The sequence below is a fragment of the Frankia torreyi genome, assembly GCF_000948395.1.
GTDB lineage: Bacteria > Actinomycetota > Actinomycetes > Frankiales > Frankiaceae > Frankia > Frankia torreyi.
The window spans coordinates 1-18864 of sequence record NZ_JYFN01000052.1; the positions used below are offsets into that span (position 1 = coordinate 1).

Consider the following 18864-nt stretch of genomic DNA (forward strand, 5'->3'; position numbering starts at 1 on the left):
GTCGTTGACCCGCGGTGCGGTGACCTCGACCGCGCCGGCGGCGGTCATCACCTGCCGCGGCTGCGCGTGACCGTTACGGACCACCAGCCGACGGCCACGGGCGTCACGCTGGTCGGCGAGCTCGGCGATGTAGGCGTCGACCTCGGCTTCCAGGGCGGCGGCGAGCATCCGCCGGGCACCCTCCCGGACGATCTCATCGATCAGCGACGGGCTGCCCGCCGGACCATCGGCGGGCGTGTTCTCCTCGGGTACTACCGTGAGCACGGGCGTGCCTTCCCGACCGACGCGTCAACGTCGGCCTGACTGAGACCTCAACCTCGATCACCGGGAAGGTACGCCCTCCCCAGCCGATCCACAGGTCTCAACCATTGCTCTGACATAACATCAACTGGCCGACCACGAACACGAGGAGGCAACCGATTGTCGCCGAACAGTGCGCAGACCGGCGATCGGTCTGCGACAATCATGTGATCAGGTCGTATGATGGGGAAAGGATCACAGCCGCGGAAAGTGCGGAGAAAATCGGCAGAGCTGATTCCCTACTTTACCGCCTGGCCGGCCCCGAGGACCGTGAGATCATCGCCGCCATCGACGGATCTTTCACCTCGAACTCCATATTCGAGGTGACGGCGACCGGCGAGGGATTTTCGATCTGCGAGAAACCGGCGACCCCCCCGATCCACAAGTTATTTCCCGCGGAGGACTCCGACGAAGTTCAGGAGGGCGACGATCCCGCGCTGGCCCGGACGGTCGTCGCCTGCTCCGGAGAAGAACTGTGCGGGTTCGTCGCGACCTCCTTCGAACCCTGGAACTCGCGCCTCACCATCGGCGACATCGAGGTGTCCCCTGGCTATCGCCGGCAAGGGGTCGGCCGAACACTGATGAACTATGCATTCGACTTCGCTCGGGAGTGCGGGGCGGGCCATGTCTGGCTCGAAGTCACCAACATCAACGCCCCTGCGATCCGCGCCTATCTCCGTATGGGATTCACTTTCTGCGGCCTCGACATCCTCCTCTATGAAGGCACCGAATCGGCTGGTGAACGAGCTCTGTTCATGAGCCAATGCCAGTGAATTAAGAACAGCATCAGCAAGATCCACTTTGGATATTGATCTTGCAGGTGCGGTGTTGGCGTCGGAGTGCCTTTTCCGGTCACGGTAGAATTAGGTCGTGGTACTTGAGAACGGGAACGCCGGGCCAGGCGGCCGGTTGACGGATCATATTTCGCTCGGGGTGCTCACGGGTTTCGTCCACCATGATCTGGTGGACGATGTTCTGGTCGCGACGGGTCGGGTTGAGAAACGGTCCCGGAAGCTGCCCGCGCGGGTGATGGTGTATTTCACGCTGGCGATGTGGCTGTTCTTCGATGACGACTACGAGGAGGTGATGGAGAAGCTTGTCGCGGGTCTGAAGGTGTTCGGCTGGTGGCGGGACTGGGAGGTCCCGACCGGGAGCGGTATCACGCACGCGCGGAAACGGCTCGGGGAGGAGCCGCTCCGGGTGTTGTTCGAACGGGCAGCGGAACCGATCGGGCATCCCGGGCTGAAAGGGGGGTTCCTGACGGGTCGGCGGTTGATGGTGATCGACGGGTTCAGCCTGGACGTCCCCGATACTGCCGCCAACCGCGAGGAGTTCGAGAAGCTCCAGGACGGGCCGAAGGCCAGCGCCTACCCGAAAGTTCAGGTGCTTGGGCTCGTCGAGTGCGGCACCCGTGCGTTTCTCGCCGCCGCGCTGGGTGGATGCCGAACGGGTGAGACCACGCTGGCCCGCCAGATCCTGGGCCGGTTGGAACCCGGCATGCTCGTCATCGCCGACCGAAATTTTTACGGATACGACCTGTGGCGCGCCGCCGCGGAGACCGGCGCCGACCTCATGTGGCGTGTCAAGGCGAATCTCACCCTGCCTGTGCTGGAGAGCTTCGCCGACGGCTCCTACCGCTCCGTCGTCCTCGCCGGTGGCCTGTCCGCCGGCCGTCGACGTAACCTCGTGGAGAACGCCCGGCACGGCGTCGAACTCGACTCGGCCGAGGCGATGACTGTCCGCGTCGTGGAATACGAAATCACCGACCGCGGCGACGGCGACGGAACAGAAACGATCTGCCTGATCACCACGGTGCTCGACCCCGCCGACACCCCCGCTCCACTGCTCGCCGCCGCCTACAGCGAGCGCTGGCAGGAGGAAATCAGCATCGGGGAACTTAAGATCAGTCAGCGTGGAAACGGACGTGTGCTTCGCTCAAAAACCCCGGAAATGGTCCGCCAGGAAGTCTGGGCCATGCTCCTCACCCACCACGTCATCCGAAAAGTCATGGCCGACGCGGCCGAAGAAGTCGATATAGACCCCGATCGGCTCTCCTTCACCCGCGCACTCCGCGTCATCCGCCGCCACATCACCGGGCCGGCGGATTTTTCCCCCTGACGACCAGAAGAAGACCCTCACACGGGTCCACCGTGACATTCGCCGTCGGAAGAACCCCATCCGCCACCGCACCTGCCCCCGCGTCATCAAACGAGCCCGCCACAACAGCTACCTCGTCAAACGCGACATCCACATCACCACCCGTCACACCGGGCCACCCACCGTCACGCTCCCGCGCGTCGCCTAATTCACTGGCATTGGTTCATGAGCAGACAGCTCCCCTGACGACCGCGAAGCGCCGTCCTGCGCCCGCCGAGTCGAGCACCACATGAGCGATCAGGCCCAGGGGCGCCCAAGCCGGGTTGCCCTCGCCTCCATGGCGTAGTTGGTCGGGTTGGGACAGACGGAGCTCGCCGGACCGCCTGCAGCAGAAGCCGGAATGATAGACCTACTCTTGACGCACTCGCACGCAGCGTGATGCAATAGGTGCACTGGGTCGTCTACGTAAAGGTTGGCCCCCCGTGTCGCAATCAGACCTGCGTGCACTCTTCCGCTCTAATGATCGCGAACTGAAGGCGGTCGACTTCTTCGCCGATCGGCAGGACGAGTGGGCGACGGTAGCGACAAGTCTCATCCGCCACACGCAGCGGATCCGAGACTCCTCCTTCGACGTGGAGGATCTGGAAAGTCCCCGGCGGAACGTCCTCGTCTTCTACGGGGTCGGTGGGATCGGTAAATCCATGCTATCGCGCGGCCTGGCCGATCATCTGGCTACGGGCGATTCCGCGAGGCCCGAGTGGCCGCCACTGGAACAGGACGTGGGCACGGTTATCCCAGTCCGCATCGACCTGTCCAGAGGCGTAGGTAGCGACTTCGAATCACTGGTCTTGGCCCTTCGGCTGGCCGTCGCAGAAATTGGACGGCCGATGCCGGCATTCGACCTCGCCTTCCAACGCTACTGGAGTCGAAACCACCCGGGCGAACCTCTCGAGGAGTACCTTCGTCTCCGGACGTGGTTCAATCGGTTCCCTGGCGCGAAATCGCTTTCCGATCAAATGCAGTCGGCCTTGGCCGACGTGGCACAGGCTGTCGCCTTTCCGGGAACCGTCGGTGCGCTGGCCGGTCAAGGGCTGCTTTCGGTCATCCGAGGGCTACGAGAACACCGACATCAACTGCGTGCACTGGCAAACTGCCAAAGGCTGGCAGATCTCCTCGAAGCCGAGCCGAATGTGGAGGCACTCAGCTACTACTCCCACTTGCTGGCCTGGGATCTTAGTCAACTTCCTCCAAAGAAAAATGTGGCGCTTGTCGTACTGCTGGATACCTTCGAAGACGTAGGAGATCGCGTACACCGCGACCTCGAACGACTGATCCAACGCATGGTATGGCTGATGCCGAACACGCTCTTCATCGTGACGGGTCGCAATAGGCTCGAGTGGGCCGAGAGCAAGCTCGAAGGCCAGCTGGATTGGGCGGGGCGCGATTTCTGGCCTCTGCTAGCCGGCGGCGCGACCGACGAACCGCGCCAGCATATCGTCGGGTATCTGTCGACCGAGGACTGCGACACTTATCTTTCCGAGCGCCTCACCGTGAACGAACAACCTTTGATCAACGAAGCAACGAGAGCGCTGATCACCGCGAACTCCCATGGCTTGCCGCTGTATCTCGACCTCGCGGTCATGCGCTTTCTTGACCTCTATAGAAGGCACGGTCGAATTCCAACGCCACAGGAGTTCAATCTGGACTTTCCCGCTCTTGCCGCCCGCACGTTCCGCGACCTCACGCCGGATGTCCGACGAGCCTTGCGGGCGGTAAGCCTGCTTGACTCCTTCTCTGTGGAGCTCGCCGCCGCCACAGCGGGACTGGATCAGGACGCTCCAGTCCTGGAACTGATCGAGCGACCGTTCATCGACGAAGACCGGGAGACCCTGTGGCCTTACCGACTGCACGATCTGATCCGCGAGGCGGTACGCGAGGCCGACTCGGTTAGCGAGGACCGCTGGAGCCCAGCAGACTGGCGGCGCGCCGCTATCCGAGCATTCGAGGCGTACGGCGGCGAGTCCACCGCAAATCGCAGCCAGCTGGTGGCGGCGCTGCGGCAGGGTATGGCGTTGGCCCGGTCCTACGGCCTGCCACTCGGCTGGCTGGAAGACGCCGCATTCCGCTACGTCCAGGACTACATTTGGGAACCGATCGATCTCCCACCCGCCCCGGGGACACGAAACAGCGTCGAGGGGGATATGAGCAACGCCGTGGATGCCCTTGCTGCCGCCTTGACCACCATCGCCCAGCGGCAACATCGGCACCGCGGCCAGACTGCTGATCGGCTTCGGGACGTCTTGGCCTCCGGCCAGTTGCCACCTTCTCTCCTGGAACTGCCGCGCTATTTTCTTGCGGAATGTGAACGCGATCTTGGAAATGTGCAGCAGTCCCTGGACGGCATGCAGGAGGTAGTCGACTCCGGTGGCCGTCTTGCTCCCACCGCGGCTCGCGGGCTTGTGCATCTTGCTCGCCGACTCGGACGCTTTCCTGAGGTGCTGGCCGGAGCCGAGAGGCTCGGACCGGAAGGCCGGCGAGACCGCACACTCGGCGACCTCTGGTGGACCCAGGGAAACGTTACTCTCGCTTGCGCGTCGTACGCCGCGAGCCGCGACGAAGCGATTGCCAACGCACAGCCGGGTGAGGCGGCCCTTTCGCAGGCCTGTCTGGCCTTCGCGGCCGGGCTCCAGGACAGGTCCCGGGCTACCGAGCAGATCGCGCGCGCCGATGCTCTCTTGGCCGGGGTCTCGCTTCGATGGGCCGAGATTCAAACGCGGGCCGCGGAGCTCCTGCGTGACGCGGGCGTCGCTGCGGACCTGCCGGAGCGTGCCGAGGAGCTTGCAGAGACGGCCCGCGAGGCGGGCCTGACATCCTCTGTTGCCTACATCCGATTCGCGGCGTGTCTACATGCCGTGGTGCTCAACTCGCCGACCTTGTTGGCCGACGCGAGACCACGACTACATGCCTGTATCCTGGGTGCAGAATTCGCCTATCTCGCGGAGCTGACCTATCTGATGACGGGTGACGAGCCGCCTTCCGATCTACCTCTGGCCCAGTGGCTGGACGGGTCCCAACTGGTCCGTGCCCGTTGGAGCGCCATCGTCGACGATCGACGACTGGAAGTCGCAGGGCGACGAGGGGATTGATTCCGTATGGCAAGTTATACAACGGTAGATCAGGTCGATCTGGCGACGGTCTCAACGCGGTACGCACTCGACGAGCCCCGGCTGGCTTCTTTGCCGGGGGGTGCGGCGAACTCCAGCTTCCACCTCTCAGCCAGCAGNGGTGAGTTTGTCCTGACCATCCTTGACAACCATGACATCTCTAGTGCCAAACGACTTGCAGCACACACCCAAGCCGTATTCGAGCTGGGCGTTCCAACCACGGAGGTTGTTCCCACCGTCAATGGCGATCTGGTCACCATACTCGAAGGCCGACCCGCCATCCTGAAGTATTGGATAGCCGGCGAGGTGCAAGATCCTCTCCCGTTGTCGCTCCTTCCCGCCGCCGGGCGGATCCTCGCTCAGATCCATCAGCTAGCATTTCATGTACCGGAACTGAGGGACATTCCACCTGGGACCCGTAGGCTCTCGGTCACGCACGAGTCCGCCATTCCTCACTTCGCCGACAAGGAATTCGGCTTCTGGCTCTCCGCACAGCTGGAGCGGGTCCGTCGCGCGGAAGCAAATCGCGAACCCGCGAAGAAGCTCGTGCATGGAGATCTCTTCGCAGACAACCTCGTCGTGTCCGGCGACGGTCAGATCTCCGTCTTGGACTGGGAGACCATCTCTCTCGACGATCCTCTGCTCGATCTCGGGATGACGATTGTCGGGCTTGGCCAAGAGGGTGGCCTCCTGTCTCCGGTGCGCATGGACGCACTTGTCGCCGGCTACCGGGAGATCAGAGCACTCGACGAGGCGGACCTCATTTTTCTCCCAATAGAAGTTATCAACGCGGCCGTAATCATCGCCTACCACCGCTACGTTCGCCACAACATTCGATTCCCGGATCCGAGCAAGAGCGAAAGCTACCTCGAGATGATCAAATTCGTGGGCTCAGTAGAAGAAGGCCTGCCGGCGTCAGCATAGTTGAGGATCCCGCTTCAGACGGCCCTCGATTGCGAGTCCAACCGCGTCAGAAGACAGCACTCCAACGCGCGATGAGCGAGTCGACGAATGTCGGTATTTCGCGATAATACCCTTGCTTTCCGCTGGCACGGTCCGCGATCTCATGTTTGAGGTATCGGTGATATGCAGTGAAGACAGCGGCATAGATGATGGATTCAAGAAGACGATCAGGCGATAGCCGGACGACACGCTTCGACTGATAGCCCTCAAGAAGGAGTCGGGCTCGATTCGCATCGAATATCGCACCGACTCCAGTCAGACCAAGAACCGCCATACCTAGATCAAGAACATGATAGTCATTTGCACCGTTTTCCCAATCCAGGATCACGACATCGCGCCGAGGAGTGACAATCATGTTGTCCGCAAACAGGTCGCCGTGAGTCAGACCTCGCGGCAAGCTATCGTCCTCAGTGACGTAGCAAACCTTGTCGTGCCACTCAAGTAGCCAGGACGAGAAGGTCGAATCGCTAAACGAATCGATGTGCTGGAGATCGGACTCTCCAAGCCTCACGACCGGATCCGGAAGAAAGTCCGTGCTCGAGTGTGCGTGAACGCTGGCCAGTGCCCTTCCGGCCACAGGAAGGAATTCCGATGGAAGTACATCATGGCAGTGGCCAGATATATGATCCGACACGATGACGGGCTTTCCACGGTGCACCGAAACATGGCCGCCGTCACGCCTTCTCCAAATACGTGGCATCGGAATACCGCTCGCATGGAGGCGGGCAAGTAGCCCGGCATATGCCTCAGCCGAGGAGAGATCTCTGTTCTCCAGGACCGTCAGGACACCATCCTGGAGCCTGCCGCGTGTCCTGACACGATAATTTGTGTTCTCCACTCCTGCCGACAGGTGGGCGTGCGATATGGGCTCGCAGTCGTATGGTTTCAGTATTTTTGAGAGATCGTCGAGAGTGAGTGGGGTGTAGAGCGGCACGACGCACCTCCTTGCAATCCTCGCTATCTTAATCGGTCCCGGGGCCATGCTCGTTCGCTGCCATGGGGCGAATGTGCTGGCAGCAGACCCGGACTGGATCGGCGAGCACGGGCCGGCCGGGAGGCGTTGATGGGGTCAGGTCGGCGCGCCGGAGCGGGAGGCGTAGCGGCTGGGTGGGCGCGGGAGGCCGAGGTGTTCGCGCAGCGTGCGGCCGGTGTAGGCGGTGCGGAACAGGCCGCGGCGGCGCAGCTCGGGGATGACCAGGTCCACGAAGTCGTTCAACGCGTCCGGCAGATACGGGAAGATCACGTTGAAGCCGTCGGCGGCGCGCTGCTCGAACCACTCCTGGATGTGGTCGGCCACGGTCGTCGGCGTGCCGACGAGGGTCCGGTCGTCCCGGGCGATCTGGTCCGCGAGCTGGCGGATGGTCAGGTTGTCCGCCCGAGCCTGGTCGAGAATCTGCCGCTGGCCGCTGAGACTCTGGTTGGACGGCGGCAGCTCGGGCAGCGGTCCGTCCAGGGGAAAACGGGTGAGGTCGAACCCGCCGAGCCGGTAGGTGAGGTCGGCGAGCGCCACCCGCGGGTCGAGCAACGAGCGCAACGCGGCGATCTTGTCTTCCGCCTCGGCCTGGGTCCGCCCCACGATCGTGGACAGCGCGGGCAGCACGATCACGTGGTCGGGGTCGCGTCCGGCGGTCGCAGCCCGCGCCTTGATGTCGGCGTAGTACGCCTGCGCCGCCGGCAGGGTCGGATGCGCGGTGAAGATCACCTCGCCGACCCGGGCCGCGAGGTCACGGCCCGTCTCGGACGCGCCGGCCTGGACGACGACCGGGCGGCCCTGCGGCGGCCGCGCGATGTTCAGCGGCCCGCTGACCCGGAAGTGCGTCCCGGCGTGGTTGAGCCAGTGGACCTTGTCGGCGTCGAAGTAGACCCCGCTGGCCTGGTCGTGGCGGAAGGCGTCGTCGTCGAAGCTGTCCCACAGCCCGGTCACCACGTCGTGGAACTCGGCGGCCCGCGCGTAGCGCAGCTCGTGCTCGACGTGGCTGTCCAGCCCGAAGTTGCGCGCCTCCGCGTCGTTGAGGGAGGTGACGAGATTCCAGCCGGCCCGCCCACCGGACAGGTGGTCCAGCGAGGCGAAGATCCGGGCCAGGTGGTAAGGCTCGTTGTAGGTCGTCGACGCCGTCGCGACGAGCCCGATGCGGGTGGTCGCGGTGGCGAGCGCGGCGAGCAGGGTCGTCGGCTCGAAGGAGTCGTTGACGACCGAGACGCGGGAGAGCACCTCCTGGCTGGTCAGGGGCACGCCGACCAGGTCAGCGAGGAAGATCGCATCAAACGTCCCCCGCTCGGCGGTGCGGGCCAGCTCGATCACGTGCCGGATGTTCACCCCGGCGTCGGCGACGGCGTGGGGGTGCCGCCAGGCGGCGAGGAACTCCCCCGGCGGCTTGAGGAAGGCGTTGAGATGGACCTGACCGCCGCGGCGAGGCTGCGTGGACGTCATCGGGATCCTGCCCTGCTCGGTTCGTCCGCGAGAGGCTCGCTCGGGTGGGTGAGGTCGTCCCGCCGCGCGATGGCGACCGGGCGCGGCAGGCCGAGATGCCCGCGCAACGTGGTCTCGGTGTAGGACTCGCGGAACAGTCCGCGGCGGCGCAGTTCCGGCACGACCTGGTCGACGAAGTCCTCGGCGGCGCCGGGCAGGTAGGGGAAGCCGACGTTGAAGCCGTCCGCCCCACGCCCGGTGAACCATTCCTCGACGTGGTCGGCGATCGTCTCCGGCGTGCCGGTGATCATGCCGCCGCCGGAGGATCGCCGGGCGAGCCCGCGGATCGTCAGGTTCTCGCGGCGGGCGAGGTCGAGCATCTGTTCGGAGCGGCTGCGGCTGCGGTTCGTCTCACCGACCTCGGGCAACGGTCCGTCCAGCGGATAGCCCGAGAGGTCGACGTCGCCGACGGTGTCCTGGACGAGGCGACGGGCGACGTCGTCGTGGATGAGCTCCAGCAGCTCGTCGCGCCGCGCGCGGGCGGCGGCCTCGGTGTCGCCGACGATCGGCGCGAGGATCGGCCAGACCAGCAGATGGTCCGGGTTGCGCCCGTGCGCCGCGGCCCGCGCCTTCACGTCGGCGTAGAACCGCTGGGCACCGGCCAGGGTGCCCTGCCCGGTGAACACCACCTCGCCGTAGCGGGCGGCGAAGTCCTTGCCCGCCTCCGACGAACCGGCCTGGAAGATGACCGGGTGGCCCTGCGGGGGCCGGGAGATGCTCAGCGGCCCGCGCACGGCGAAGTGTTCGCCGCGGTGGTGCGGGGTGCGCAGGCCGGTGGGGTCGTAGTAGCGACCCGCGGCGATGTCACGCCGCACGGCGCCGTCGTCGAAGCTGTCCCACAGCTCGCGGACGACCTCGACGAACTCCTCGGCACGCCGGTAGCGCAGCCCGTGTTCGAGGTGGGCGTCACGGCCGAAGTTCGCGGCCTCCTGCGGCAGCACCGAGGTCACCGCGTTCCAGCCGGCGCGCCCGGCGCTGAGATGGTCGAGCGAGGCGAACTTGCGGGCGACGTGGAACGGCTCGTTGTAGGTCGTGCTGGCCGTGCCGACCAAGCCGATCCGCTCGGTCACCGTCGACAGCGCGGCCAGCAGGGTCAGGGGCTCGAACCGGACCGACCGGGCGGTGCGGTGCAGCGCGTCCAGGTCCGTCCCCGAGATCGCGACGACGTCGGCGATGAACAGCGCGTCGAAGGTGCCGCGTTCCAGCGTCTGGGCGACCCGGATGTGATGGGCGAGGTCGAGTTCGCCGTCGGGCGGGGACAGCGGATGGCGCCAGCCGGCGATGTGACCGCCGGCGCCCTGCAGCACGGCGCCGAGCGTCAGCATCCGCCGCGGACGCCCGTCGGGGGTGGTGGTCATCGGTTCCTCTCCAGTGCGGCGCGAGCCTCAAGTTCGGCGGGAGTCCCCAGGCCGGCGGGAGTCCCCAGGCCGGCGGGAGTCGGCGGGTCGGCGGCAGTCGGCGGGTCGGCGGCAGTCGGCGGGTCGGCGGCAGTCGGCGGGTCGGGCACGGGTCCGGCGGCGGGCCGCCAGCCCAGCGCCGGGGCGATCTCGGTGGCGATGAGCTCCATGCGGCGCAGGGTCGCGTCGAGGTCGGCCGCCGCGCCGGTCTCGCCCTGCACCGCGGCGATGAAGTACGACACGGCGGCGGGGCCGACCGGGTTGGTCGCGAGGCTGTGGATCACCACGCCGACCGGGCCGTGGTGGACGTTCATCGCGTCGAGCGCGGCGCCGTCGTCGAGGTCGGCGGGGAACCCGAAGTTCCCCAGCCAGGGGCGGAACCGGGCGATGTCGGGAGCCAGGTCCACCCGGGCGGCCAGCCGGTCCGGCCCCGGGAACACCCCGTGCGAGACGGCGAGGCGCGCGCCCGCGGGCGCCCGGCCGGCGGCGTGGTGGGCGGCGAGGTAGACGTCGGCAAGAGGTCGCTGCGCGGAGCCCGCCGGGCCGATGCCGAGCAGCAGCCCGTCGCCGGCCCGCGCCGCCGCCCGCGCCCCGTCGACGCTCGTCGTCGAGTCCCAGAAGCGGCTGGTGAGGGTCGGCGCCGGCGGGTGCAGCCGCAGCCCGTCGGTCCCCGCGATCGACTCGCCGGCGAGCAGCTCCCGCAGCCGGCCGCGCGCCTCGTCGAACAGCTCCCGGCGGCGGGCGACGTCCCGGTCGAAGGCGCCGAAGGCGGGCGCGCTCGGCCCACCGGTGCCGAGCCCGAGCTGCAGGCGACCGCCGCTGAGCGCGTCGAGGACGGCGGCGTCCTCGGCGAGGCGGATGGGGTCCTCCAGCGGCAGGACCACGACGGCGGTGCCCAGGTCGATGCGCCGGGTCGCCTGGGCGGCCGCGGCAAGCAGCAGCAGCGGCGACGGCAGCCGGCCGTAGTCGGGGGAGAAGTGGTGCTGGGCGAGCCAGCCGCCGTCGAACCCCAGCTCCTCCCCGGCGACGAACAGTTCCACCAGGTCGCGGTAGACGGCGCCGGCCGGCCGTCCGCGGCCATGCACATGGGTGAGGAAGCCCAGCCTGAACGGGCCGGGGCCGCCGGGTGCGGGCATCGCGTCCTCCCTGGTCGTACCTCATCGGACTGCGGCGAACCTCGGCGGGTTCGGCTCCCGTCTCGTCGACGGTCGGGTCCACCAGCATGCGCCGGTCAGGGCGGCGGCAGTCGTGGCACGGCCGCGAGCAACGCCCTCGCGTACGGATGGGCCGGCCGGGACAGCACGTCGGCGGTCGCACCCTGCTCGACCAGCGTGCCGCCGCGCATGACGGCGATCTGGTCGCAGAGCCGGGCGACCACGCCGAGATCGTGGGAGACGAGCACGAGGCCGAGGCGGTGCCGTTCGGCGAGCTGGCCGAGCAGGTCGAGGATCTGGGCACGGACGGAGACGTCCAGGGCGCTGACCGGCTCGTCGCCGACGAGCACCCGCGGCCGGGGCGCCAGCGCCCGGGCGATGGCGATGCGCTGGCGCTGACCGCCGGAGAACTCGTGCGGGTAGCGCCCGCGGACGTCGGGATCGAGGTCGACGGCCCGCAGCACCTCGTCGACCCGCTCGTCGTGGTCGCCGGGAACGCCGAGGCAGGCCAGCGGTTCCGCGACGGCCGCGCCGACGGTCATCCGCGGGTCGAGCGAGGCGGCCGGATCCTGGAACACGACCTGGACCTCGCGGCGGAACCAGCGCAGCGCGCGGGGACGCCCGGCGACGACCGGCCGGCCCCGGTAGCGGACGGTGCCGGCGTCGGGGCGGTCCAGTCCCAGGAGCAGGCGGACGAGGGTCGACTTGCCCGACCCGGACTCGCCGACGATGCCGAGCGCCGCCCCGTCGGCGAGACGCAGGGTCACGTCGCGCACGGCGTGGCGGACGCCGGGCGGGCCGAACGGCGAGGTCCGCGCCAGGCGGTAGCTCCGCACGAGCCCCGTGGCCTCGAACAACGGCTCGGCGCCGGTCGCGCCGCCGTCGGCTTGCTCCCTCACCGCGGTCACGGGCTCGTCCTCGCCGCCGCGGATCCGGCGGCGGGGAGATTCCACTGGGTCAGCCGCGCCGCCGCCAGCAGCGCGCGGGTGTGCGGGTCCGCGGGGGCCCGCAGCACGTCGTCGGTCGCGCCGGTCTCCACGACCCGGCCACGGCGCAGCACGGCGAGTCGGCGGGTGACGGCTGCGACCACCGCGAGGTCGTGCGTGATGAACAGCAGGGCGGTGCCGGCCTCGGCGACGAGCCGGCCGAGCAGGGCAAGGATCTCGGCCTGGACGGTGACATCGAGCGCCGTCGTCGGCTCGTCCGCGAGGAGCAGCGCCGGCCGGCACGCCAGCGCCGCGGCGATGCAGACCCGCTGGCGCTGACCGCCGGAGAGCTCGTGCGGATAGGACCGGACGAGCCGCTGCGGGTCCGGCAGCCCGACCGCCGTGGCGAGTTCCACCGCGGCCCGCGCCGCCGCCTGGCGGGAGTACCCGCGGTGCAGCCGCAGCGGTTCGGAGATCTGGCGGCCGACCCGCATCAGCGGGTTCAACGCGGTCGACGGCTCCTGGAAGATCATCGCGAGGTCGCGGCCGCGCAGCCGGGACAGTTCCCGGTCCGAGCCGCCGAGCAGCTCGCGGCCCTGCAGGCGGACGCTGCCGGTGACGCGCGCCCCCGCCGGCAGCAGGCCGAGCACGGCGAGCGCGGTCAGCGACTTGCCCGACCCGGACTCGCCGATGAGCCCCAGCCGTTCGCCCGCGGCCAGGGCGAAGCTGACGCCGTCCACCACGTCGACGCCGCCGAGACGCACCCGCAGGTCGGTCACCTCCAGCACCGCCGCGTCGGTCGTCATGCCCGGCCCTCCCCACGGACCCACCGCAGTCGCGTTCGCGGGGCGGAACCGGCCGTGGGCGCCACCGCGGCCATGGGCGCCGGGGCTGGCGGCGCCGGGGTCGTGGACGCCGGGGTCGTGGCGGCGGCCGCTGTGCGCGGGGCGCCGTCGGAGCCCCCGGCCGGGCGCTCGCGCAGCCGCGGGTCGCCGGCCTCGCGCAGGCCGTCCCCGAGCAGGTTGAAGCCGAGGACCGTCAGCACGACCGCGAGGCCGGGCCACAGCAGCGTCAGCGGGCGCAGGGTGAGGTACGGCTGGAGCTCGGAGAGCATCCGTCCCCAGGACGGGGTGGGCGGCGGGGTACCGAAACCCAGGTAGGACAGTGCCGCCTCGGTCAGCACGGACAGGCCGAGGATGAGCGAGAGCTGGACCCACACCGTCGGTGCGATGTTCGGCAGCACGTGCCGGCGCACGATCCGACCGGTGCCGGCGCCGGCGGCCCGCGCGGCGAGCACGTAGTCGGCGCCCAGCACCCGGCGGACCTCGCCACGGGTGACCCGGCCCAGCCCGATGCCCGCCCCGACGCCGATGGCGACGATCGCGGTCCAGCGCGAGCCGCCGTACACGGCCGCGAGCACCATGGCGAGCAGCAGCACCGGGAACGCCAGCAGCACGTCGACGAGGTGCGCGACCCCCTCGGCGACCAGGCGCGGCGGCAGGGTCGCCAGCAGCGCGAGCCCCACCCCGACGGCTGCGGCGATCGCCGTGGCCGCCACGGCGACGACCAGGGTGGTGCGCGCGCCGACGAGGACCTGGCTGAACAGGTCCCGGCCGAGCCGGTCGGCGCCGAACCAGTGCGCGGTCCCGACCGGCGCCCAGGACGCCGCCGGGTCCACCCGGGACGGGTCGTAGGGCGTCCAGACCAGCGACACGACGGCCGCGACGACGACGAGCCCGGACAGGACCGCGCCGAGGCGGCCGGACCGGCTGCCCCACACGCCGCGAACCAGCGCCCCCACCGAGCCGGTCACCGGGCGCCGCGCAGCCGCGGATCGAGCAGCCGGTGCGCGAGGTCGACGCCGAAGCCGACGACGAGCACGGCCGCGGTCACCAGCAGCACCGTGCCCTGGACCTTGACCAGGTCACGGTTGCCGATGTCGGCGACGAGCATCTCGCCGAGCCCGGGCAGCGCGAACACGTTCTCGACCACCACGGCGCCGAGCAGCAACGTCGCGAACTCCAGGCCGAGCATCGACACCACCGGCAGGGCCGCGTTGCGGATCCCGTGGCGACGCAGGGCCTGCCCGCGGGTCAGGCCCTTCGACCGGGCGGTCCGGATGAAGTCGGCGTGCAGCACCTCCAGGGTCGCTGAGCGGACGAAACGCAGCAGCACCGCGGCTTCCACCACCGCCAGGGTGACCGCCGGCAGCACGAGGGCGCGCACGGCCGCGACCGGATCGGCCCAGCCGTCCGCGGGGAACCCGCCGGCGGGCAGCAGCCGCCAGTCGACCGCGAACACCGTGACCAGCATCAGCCCGATCCAGAAGGCCGGAACCGCGAGGCCGAGCTGGCTCAGCGCCGACAGGGCGACCCCGGACGCCCGCCGGTGGCGCGCCGCGGCGAGGATGCCCAGCGGCACGGCGACCGCGAGCGCCAGCAGGGTGGCGCCCCCGACGAGCGGGGCGGTCACCCTCAGCTTCTCGGAGAGCTCCGCCGACACCGAGGCGCCACTGAGCGCCGAGACGCCGAAGTCCCCCGTCAGCACGCCGCCTATCCAGTGCAGGTACTGGGCGGGCAGCGACCGGTCGGCGCCGATCTCGTGGCGGATCCGCAGCACCTGGTCGGGCGAGGCGGACGTCCCGGCCAGCACGTCGGCGGCGTCGCCGGGCAACAGCCGCAGCAGCGCGAACACCAGCAGGCTGGCGACGAACAGGGAAACCACCAGCAGGCCCAGCCGCCGCAGGACGATCACCGCCATCGGACCGCCGCCCCGCTCCGGCCACTCCGGCTGCCCCAGCCACTCCGGCTGCCCCAGCCACTCCGGCAACCACGGCCACCCCAGCAACCACGGCCACCGACCGGGCGTGTCAAGACTTCGCCACCTCGATCTTCGACAGGTCGTAGGTCGCGGAGACGTTGTCGGTCGGGTAGCCGGTGACGCCGACCCGGGCGACCTGCCGCGCCTTGCCGAGCAGCAGCCAGTCGGCGATGGCGTCCTCGGAGTAGCGGCGGGCGAGGGCGCGCAGGGCCGTGTCGCGGTCGGCGTCGGAGGCGGCGGTGGCACCGGCCTTCGCGAGATCGCTGGCCTGCGGGGAGCGGTCGCCGAAGTAGTAGCCGGGCTTGACGTAGAAGGCGAGGTCGCGCGCCTCGGCGTGGTCGACGATGCTCAGGTCGTAGTCGTGCTTGGTGTAGACCCCGGTGAGCCACGCGGGGAACTCGACGCGGCGCAGGTCGACGGTGACGCCGATCTCGCGTAGCTGCGAGGCGACGTAGTCGCCGATGCTCTGCGGGTAGATGTTCGGGATGGTGAGGCCGAGGCGCAGCCCGCCGCCGTGCCCCGCCTGCGCGAGCAACCGGCGCGCGCTCGCCGGGTCGTACCGGTCGATGCTCGTGAGGTCCTCGTACCAGGGGTCCAACGGCGGCACGGGTGAGCCGATCCGGGTCCCGGCGCCGAGCACCTTGATCAACCCGTCCTTGTCGATGCCCTGGCGGATCGCGTGCCGGACCCGGGCGTCGGCCAGCGGCCCGCGGTCCTGGTTGAACGCCAGGGTGAACTTGTCGGTGGTCGTGCCCTCGGCGATGAGGAACTTCGGGTTGCCGCGGTAGGCCTCGACCAGATCGTTGTCGGAGATCACGCCGACGTCGACCTGGCCGGTGCGCACCGCGTTGTTCTGCGCGTTCGGGGCGGTGAGGTAGCGGAAGACCACCCGGGCGACCTTCGCCTTCGGCCCGCGGTAGGCGTCGTTGCGCACGAGGGTGATGCTGTCGCCGCGCCGCCAGGAGTCGAAGCGGAACGGCCCGGTGCCGTCCGGATGACCGTCGAGGCCGGTGGCGCCCTCGCGCACGACGACGCCGGCCGGTCCGGTCAGGTTGAACAGCAGTCCGCTGTCGCGCTCCTTCAGCGTCAGCACCACCGTGTGCGGGTCGGGGCTGGCGACCGCGGAGATGGAGGCCAGGTCGCTGGCGTGCGGGTTCGTCGAGTTCGGGGCGATCACCTTGGTCAGCGACGACACCACGTCCGCGGCGCGCACCGCGGCGCCGTCCTGGAAGGCGGCGTTGTCCGCGAGGGTGAACGTGTACGTGCGACCGTCCGGGGAAATCTTGTAGGACGTCGCGAGCGCCGGGCTCACCACCCCCTTCTGGTCCCGTTTCACCAGCCCCTCGTACACGTTGCCGAGCAGGATCTGGCCGGGCGCGACCCCGCTGGTCCGGGTGATGTCGAGGCTCGTCGGTTCGAGGACGGCGCCGATGGTGACGGTGGCGTCGGGATTGGCGCGCCCGCCGGTCGACGCCGACGCGCCGCTCGACGCCGATGCGCCGTCCGCGTCGCCCCCACCGTCCGACCCGCAGGCCGCCAGCGCCAGGCCGGTCACGGCGACGGCAGCGGCGAAAGTTCTGATTCTCATGAAGCGCCCTTTGCGAGGCAGCAATGATGCCGACGGACGCGCGGAAGTCAGCGCCCGGCGACCGGAAGGATGCAGGCGGCGGGCCGGAAACGGCCGCGCCGAGAATGCGCGGGGAACTCGCCTGCGGCACCTCGTCCGTCAGCGGTAAGTCCGTCGACGCGGCGGGCACGCGCACAGCGAGGTGGACGGCGTCGGGGCACCGAGCCGGTGGACGGCAGCCGGCCGACCCGGGCAGGCTCGCCGTCAGGCGTTGATCAACAACAGATCTGGTCGAAGTGGTGCGCGCGACGGGAACTCCAGAACGCGTCCAGAATCGCCAGCCGTGGCGGCTGCCCAGTTCCCACGGCCTGACTGTAACCAGAGGCGCGGCAATCGGTCCAGAGGCGCGCAGAACGCCCCGGAACGCCTGGGACGTGGTCGGCGCGGACGCCGCACGGACCGCGCCGCCGCCTGGCACAGTGGCAGGGTGGCTTCGCGCATTCGGCTCACCCGGCGTCGCCCGGTCGATCTCATGCTGGTGGCCAGCCGGCTCTGTCCCTGACTGCCCGCGCCGTCCCGAGACCGCCCGCGCCATCCTTCGACTGCCCGCGCCGTCCCCCGACGCCCGCGCCGTCCCCAGATGCCAGCGCCGTCCCCAGATGCCAGCGCCGTCCCAGACGCCCGCGCCGCTTTTCACCCCGACACCGACGCGCCGGAGGCGAACCCACCGTGACCAGCGCCCGTACCTTGCCCACTCTCGACATCGGCCCGTTCCTGGCCGGCACCGCCGATCGCGCGCGGTTTCTCGCCGACCTGCGCGTGGCCTGCCACGGACCCGGCTTCTTCTACCTGACCGGGCACGGGATCCCCGCCGCGCGGACCGCCGCCGTGCTCGACGTCAGCCGCCGTTTCTTCCACCTCGACGAGGCGGCGAAGCTGGAGATCGAGAACGTTCATTCGCCGCATTTTCGCGGCTACACCCGACTCGGCCACGAGATCACCCGCGGCAATCCCGACATTCGCGAGCAGATAGACATCTCCGACGAACGCCCGGCCCAGGTCCTCGGCCCCGACGACCCGGCGTACCTGCGGCTCGACGGCCCCAACCAGTGGCCGGCCCAGATCCCCGAGCTGCGCGCGAGCGTGCTGGCCTACATGAACGAGCTCGGCGGGCTGTCCCGGCTGCTGGTCCGGGCCTTCGCCGAGTCGCTGGGGCTGCCGGCCGACCATCTCGACCGGACCTTCGCCGACGAACCCCGCTCGCACCTGAAGCTGATCCGCTACCTGACCGCTCCCCCGGCCCACCCCGCCGGCTACGACCAGGGCGTCGGCTCCCACAAGGACGGCGGCTTCCTCACCTTCGTCCTCCAGGACGACGTCCGGGCGCTGCGCGAAGGAGGCGACGGCGGGAGCAACGGCGGCAGCGACAGCAGCGGCGGCGGTGGGAGCGCAGACGGCAGTACGGGTGACGAGCACCGGGACGGCGTTGCCGACCGGCCAGGGGACGCCGACCGACCGGGGGACGCGGTCGAGCCGGCCGCGGGGCTGCAGGTCGCCGACGGCTCCGGCGGCTGGATCGACGCGGTCCCGCGGCCCGGGACCTTCGTCGTCAACATCGGCGAGATGTTCGAGCTGGCGACCCGTGGCTACTACCGTGCCACCGTGCACCGGGTCGTCAGCCCACCGCCGGGCCACGAACGGCTGTCCGTGGCGTTCTTCTTCGGCCCGCGGCTGTCCGCCACCCTCGAACCCGTCCCCCTGCCCGAGGAGCTCCTGCGCGAGATCGGCGACGCTCCCCCACCCGACCCGCACAACCCGATCTTCGCGCAGCACGGCGTGAACACGCTGAAGAGCTGGCTGCGCAGCCATCCGGAGGTGGCCCGCCGCCACTACGCGGACGTCGAGCACCCGACCGCCGCTCAGTCCCCCGCCGCTCAGTCCCCCGTCGAGCAGCCCACCGCCACGCAGCCCACCGGTCCCGGCACCCACTGATCCACACGAGAGGA

General features: G+C 69.4%; 15 protein-coding genes and 1 pseudogene. 6 read left to right on the top strand and 10 right to left on the bottom strand.

The window, feature by feature from the left end; genetic code table 11:
* A partial coding sequence (locus FF36_RS24055; protein WP_044887442.1) for a transposase occupies positions 1–264 on the bottom strand: 264 nt, incomplete at its 3' end.
* 203 nt (positions 265–467) lie between these two features.
* On the opposite strand from FF36_RS24055, the gene FF36_RS24060 reads away from it, so the two are divergent.
* The 5 genes and pseudogenes from FF36_RS24060 to FF36_RS41135 form a co-directional block, all read left to right on the top strand.
* The gene (locus tag FF36_RS24060) at positions 468–1073 is read left to right on the top strand and encodes a GNAT family N-acetyltransferase (protein WP_242422799.1); all 606 of its coding nucleotides are present in this window, start codon (positions 468–470) and stop codon (positions 1071–1073) included.
* A gap of 97 nt (positions 1074–1170) precedes the next feature.
* Positions 1171–2418, top strand: a complete 1248-nt coding sequence (locus FF36_RS24065; protein WP_044887443.1) for an IS4 family transposase — start codon at positions 1171–1173, stop codon at positions 2416–2418.
* Between the two features lie 461 nt (positions 2419–2879).
* Positions 2880–5543: a winged helix-turn-helix domain-containing protein gene (locus FF36_RS24070; RefSeq protein WP_044887444.1), complete on the top strand. Its 2664-nt coding sequence runs from the start codon at positions 2880–2882 to the stop codon at positions 5541–5543.
* A gap of 6 nt (positions 5544–5549) precedes the next feature.
* Positions 5550–5680: hypothetical protein (locus FF36_RS41130; protein ID WP_422615112.1), on the top strand; the 131-nt coding region annotated here is incomplete at its 3' end.
* Between the two features lies 1 nt (position 5681).
* Positions 5682–6485: pseudogene (locus FF36_RS41135) on the top strand (phosphotransferase); the annotation flags it as partial.
* Between the two features lie 46 nt (positions 6486–6531).
* Here the strand turns inward: FF36_RS41135 and FF36_RS33270 are convergent.
* The 9 genes from FF36_RS33270 to FF36_RS24120 form a co-directional block, all read right to left on the bottom strand.
* Complete coding sequence (locus FF36_RS33270) at positions 6532–7458, bottom strand: phosphotransferase (protein WP_157866982.1); 927 nt, start codon at positions 7456–7458, stop codon at positions 6532–6534.
* Between the two features lie 135 nt (positions 7459–7593).
* The gene (locus FF36_RS24085) at positions 7594–8955 is read right to left on the bottom strand and encodes an LLM class flavin-dependent oxidoreductase (RefSeq protein WP_044887447.1); all 1362 of its coding nucleotides are present in this window, start codon (positions 8953–8955) and stop codon (positions 7594–7596) included.
* Positions 8952–10352 (bottom strand): LLM class flavin-dependent oxidoreductase, encoded by a 1401-nt coding sequence (locus FF36_RS24090; RefSeq protein ID WP_044887448.1) that lies wholly within the window; start codon positions 10350–10352, stop codon positions 8952–8954. Before FF36_RS24090 ends, FF36_RS24085 begins: the two co-directional genes overlap by 4 nt.
* Positions 10349–11527, bottom strand: coding sequence for an LLM class flavin-dependent oxidoreductase (locus FF36_RS24095; protein WP_242419491.1), 1179 nt, complete (start codon positions 11525–11527; stop codon positions 10349–10351). The genes FF36_RS24090 and FF36_RS24095 overlap by 4 nt, the downstream gene beginning before the upstream one ends.
* Positions 11528–11622: 95 nt before the next feature.
* Entirely contained in the window at positions 11623–12453 is an 831-nt protein-coding gene (locus FF36_RS24100) for an ABC transporter ATP-binding protein (RefSeq protein ID WP_242419490.1), read from the bottom strand.
* Positions 12450–13277 (bottom strand): ABC transporter ATP-binding protein, encoded by an 828-nt coding sequence (locus tag FF36_RS24105; RefSeq protein ID WP_044887449.1) that lies wholly within the window; start codon positions 13275–13277, stop codon positions 12450–12452. Before FF36_RS24105 ends, FF36_RS24100 begins: the two co-directional genes overlap by 4 nt.
* Positions 13274–14284, bottom strand: coding sequence for an ABC transporter permease (locus tag FF36_RS24110; RefSeq protein ID WP_063870494.1), 1011 nt, complete (start codon positions 14282–14284; stop codon positions 13274–13276). The genes FF36_RS24105 and FF36_RS24110 overlap by 4 nt, the downstream gene beginning before the upstream one ends.
* Positions 14281–15300, bottom strand: coding sequence for an ABC transporter permease (locus FF36_RS24115; protein WP_242422800.1), 1020 nt, complete (start codon positions 15298–15300; stop codon positions 14281–14283). Before FF36_RS24115 ends, FF36_RS24110 begins: the two co-directional genes overlap by 4 nt.
* Before the next feature lie 40 nt (positions 15301–15340).
* Positions 15341–16879, bottom strand: coding sequence for an ABC transporter substrate-binding protein (locus tag FF36_RS24120; protein WP_044887450.1), 1539 nt, complete (start codon positions 16877–16879; stop codon positions 15341–15343).
* Between the two features lie 708 nt (positions 16880–17587).
* On the opposite strand from FF36_RS24120, the gene FF36_RS33275 reads away from it, so the two are divergent.
* The gene (locus tag FF36_RS33275) at positions 17588–18850 is read left to right on the top strand and encodes an isopenicillin N synthase family dioxygenase (RefSeq protein WP_044887451.1); all 1263 of its coding nucleotides are present in this window, start codon (positions 17588–17590) and stop codon (positions 18848–18850) included.
* Positions 18851–18864 lie beyond the last annotated feature (14 nt).

Excerpts from the sequence above, each read along its gene's own strand:
- FF36_RS24085 (WP_044887447.1), bottom strand. The coding sequence starts at position 8,955 with ATGACGTCCACGCAGCCTCGCCGCGGCGGTCAGGTCCATCTCAACGCC.
- FF36_RS24090 (WP_044887448.1), bottom strand. The coding sequence starts at position 10,352 with ATGACCACCACCCCCGACGGGCGTCCGCGGCGGATGCTGACGCTCGGC.
- FF36_RS24095 (WP_242419491.1), bottom strand. The coding sequence starts at position 11,527 with ATGCCCGCACCCGGCGGCCCCGGCCCGTTCAGGCTGGGCTTCCTCACC.
- FF36_RS24105 (WP_044887449.1), bottom strand. The coding sequence starts at position 13,277 with ATGACGACCGACGCGGCGGTGCTGGAGGTGACCGACCTGCGGGTGCGT.
- FF36_RS24120 (WP_044887450.1), bottom strand. The coding sequence starts at position 16,879 with ATGAGAATCAGAACTTTCGCCGCTGCCGTCGCCGTGACCGGCCTGGCG.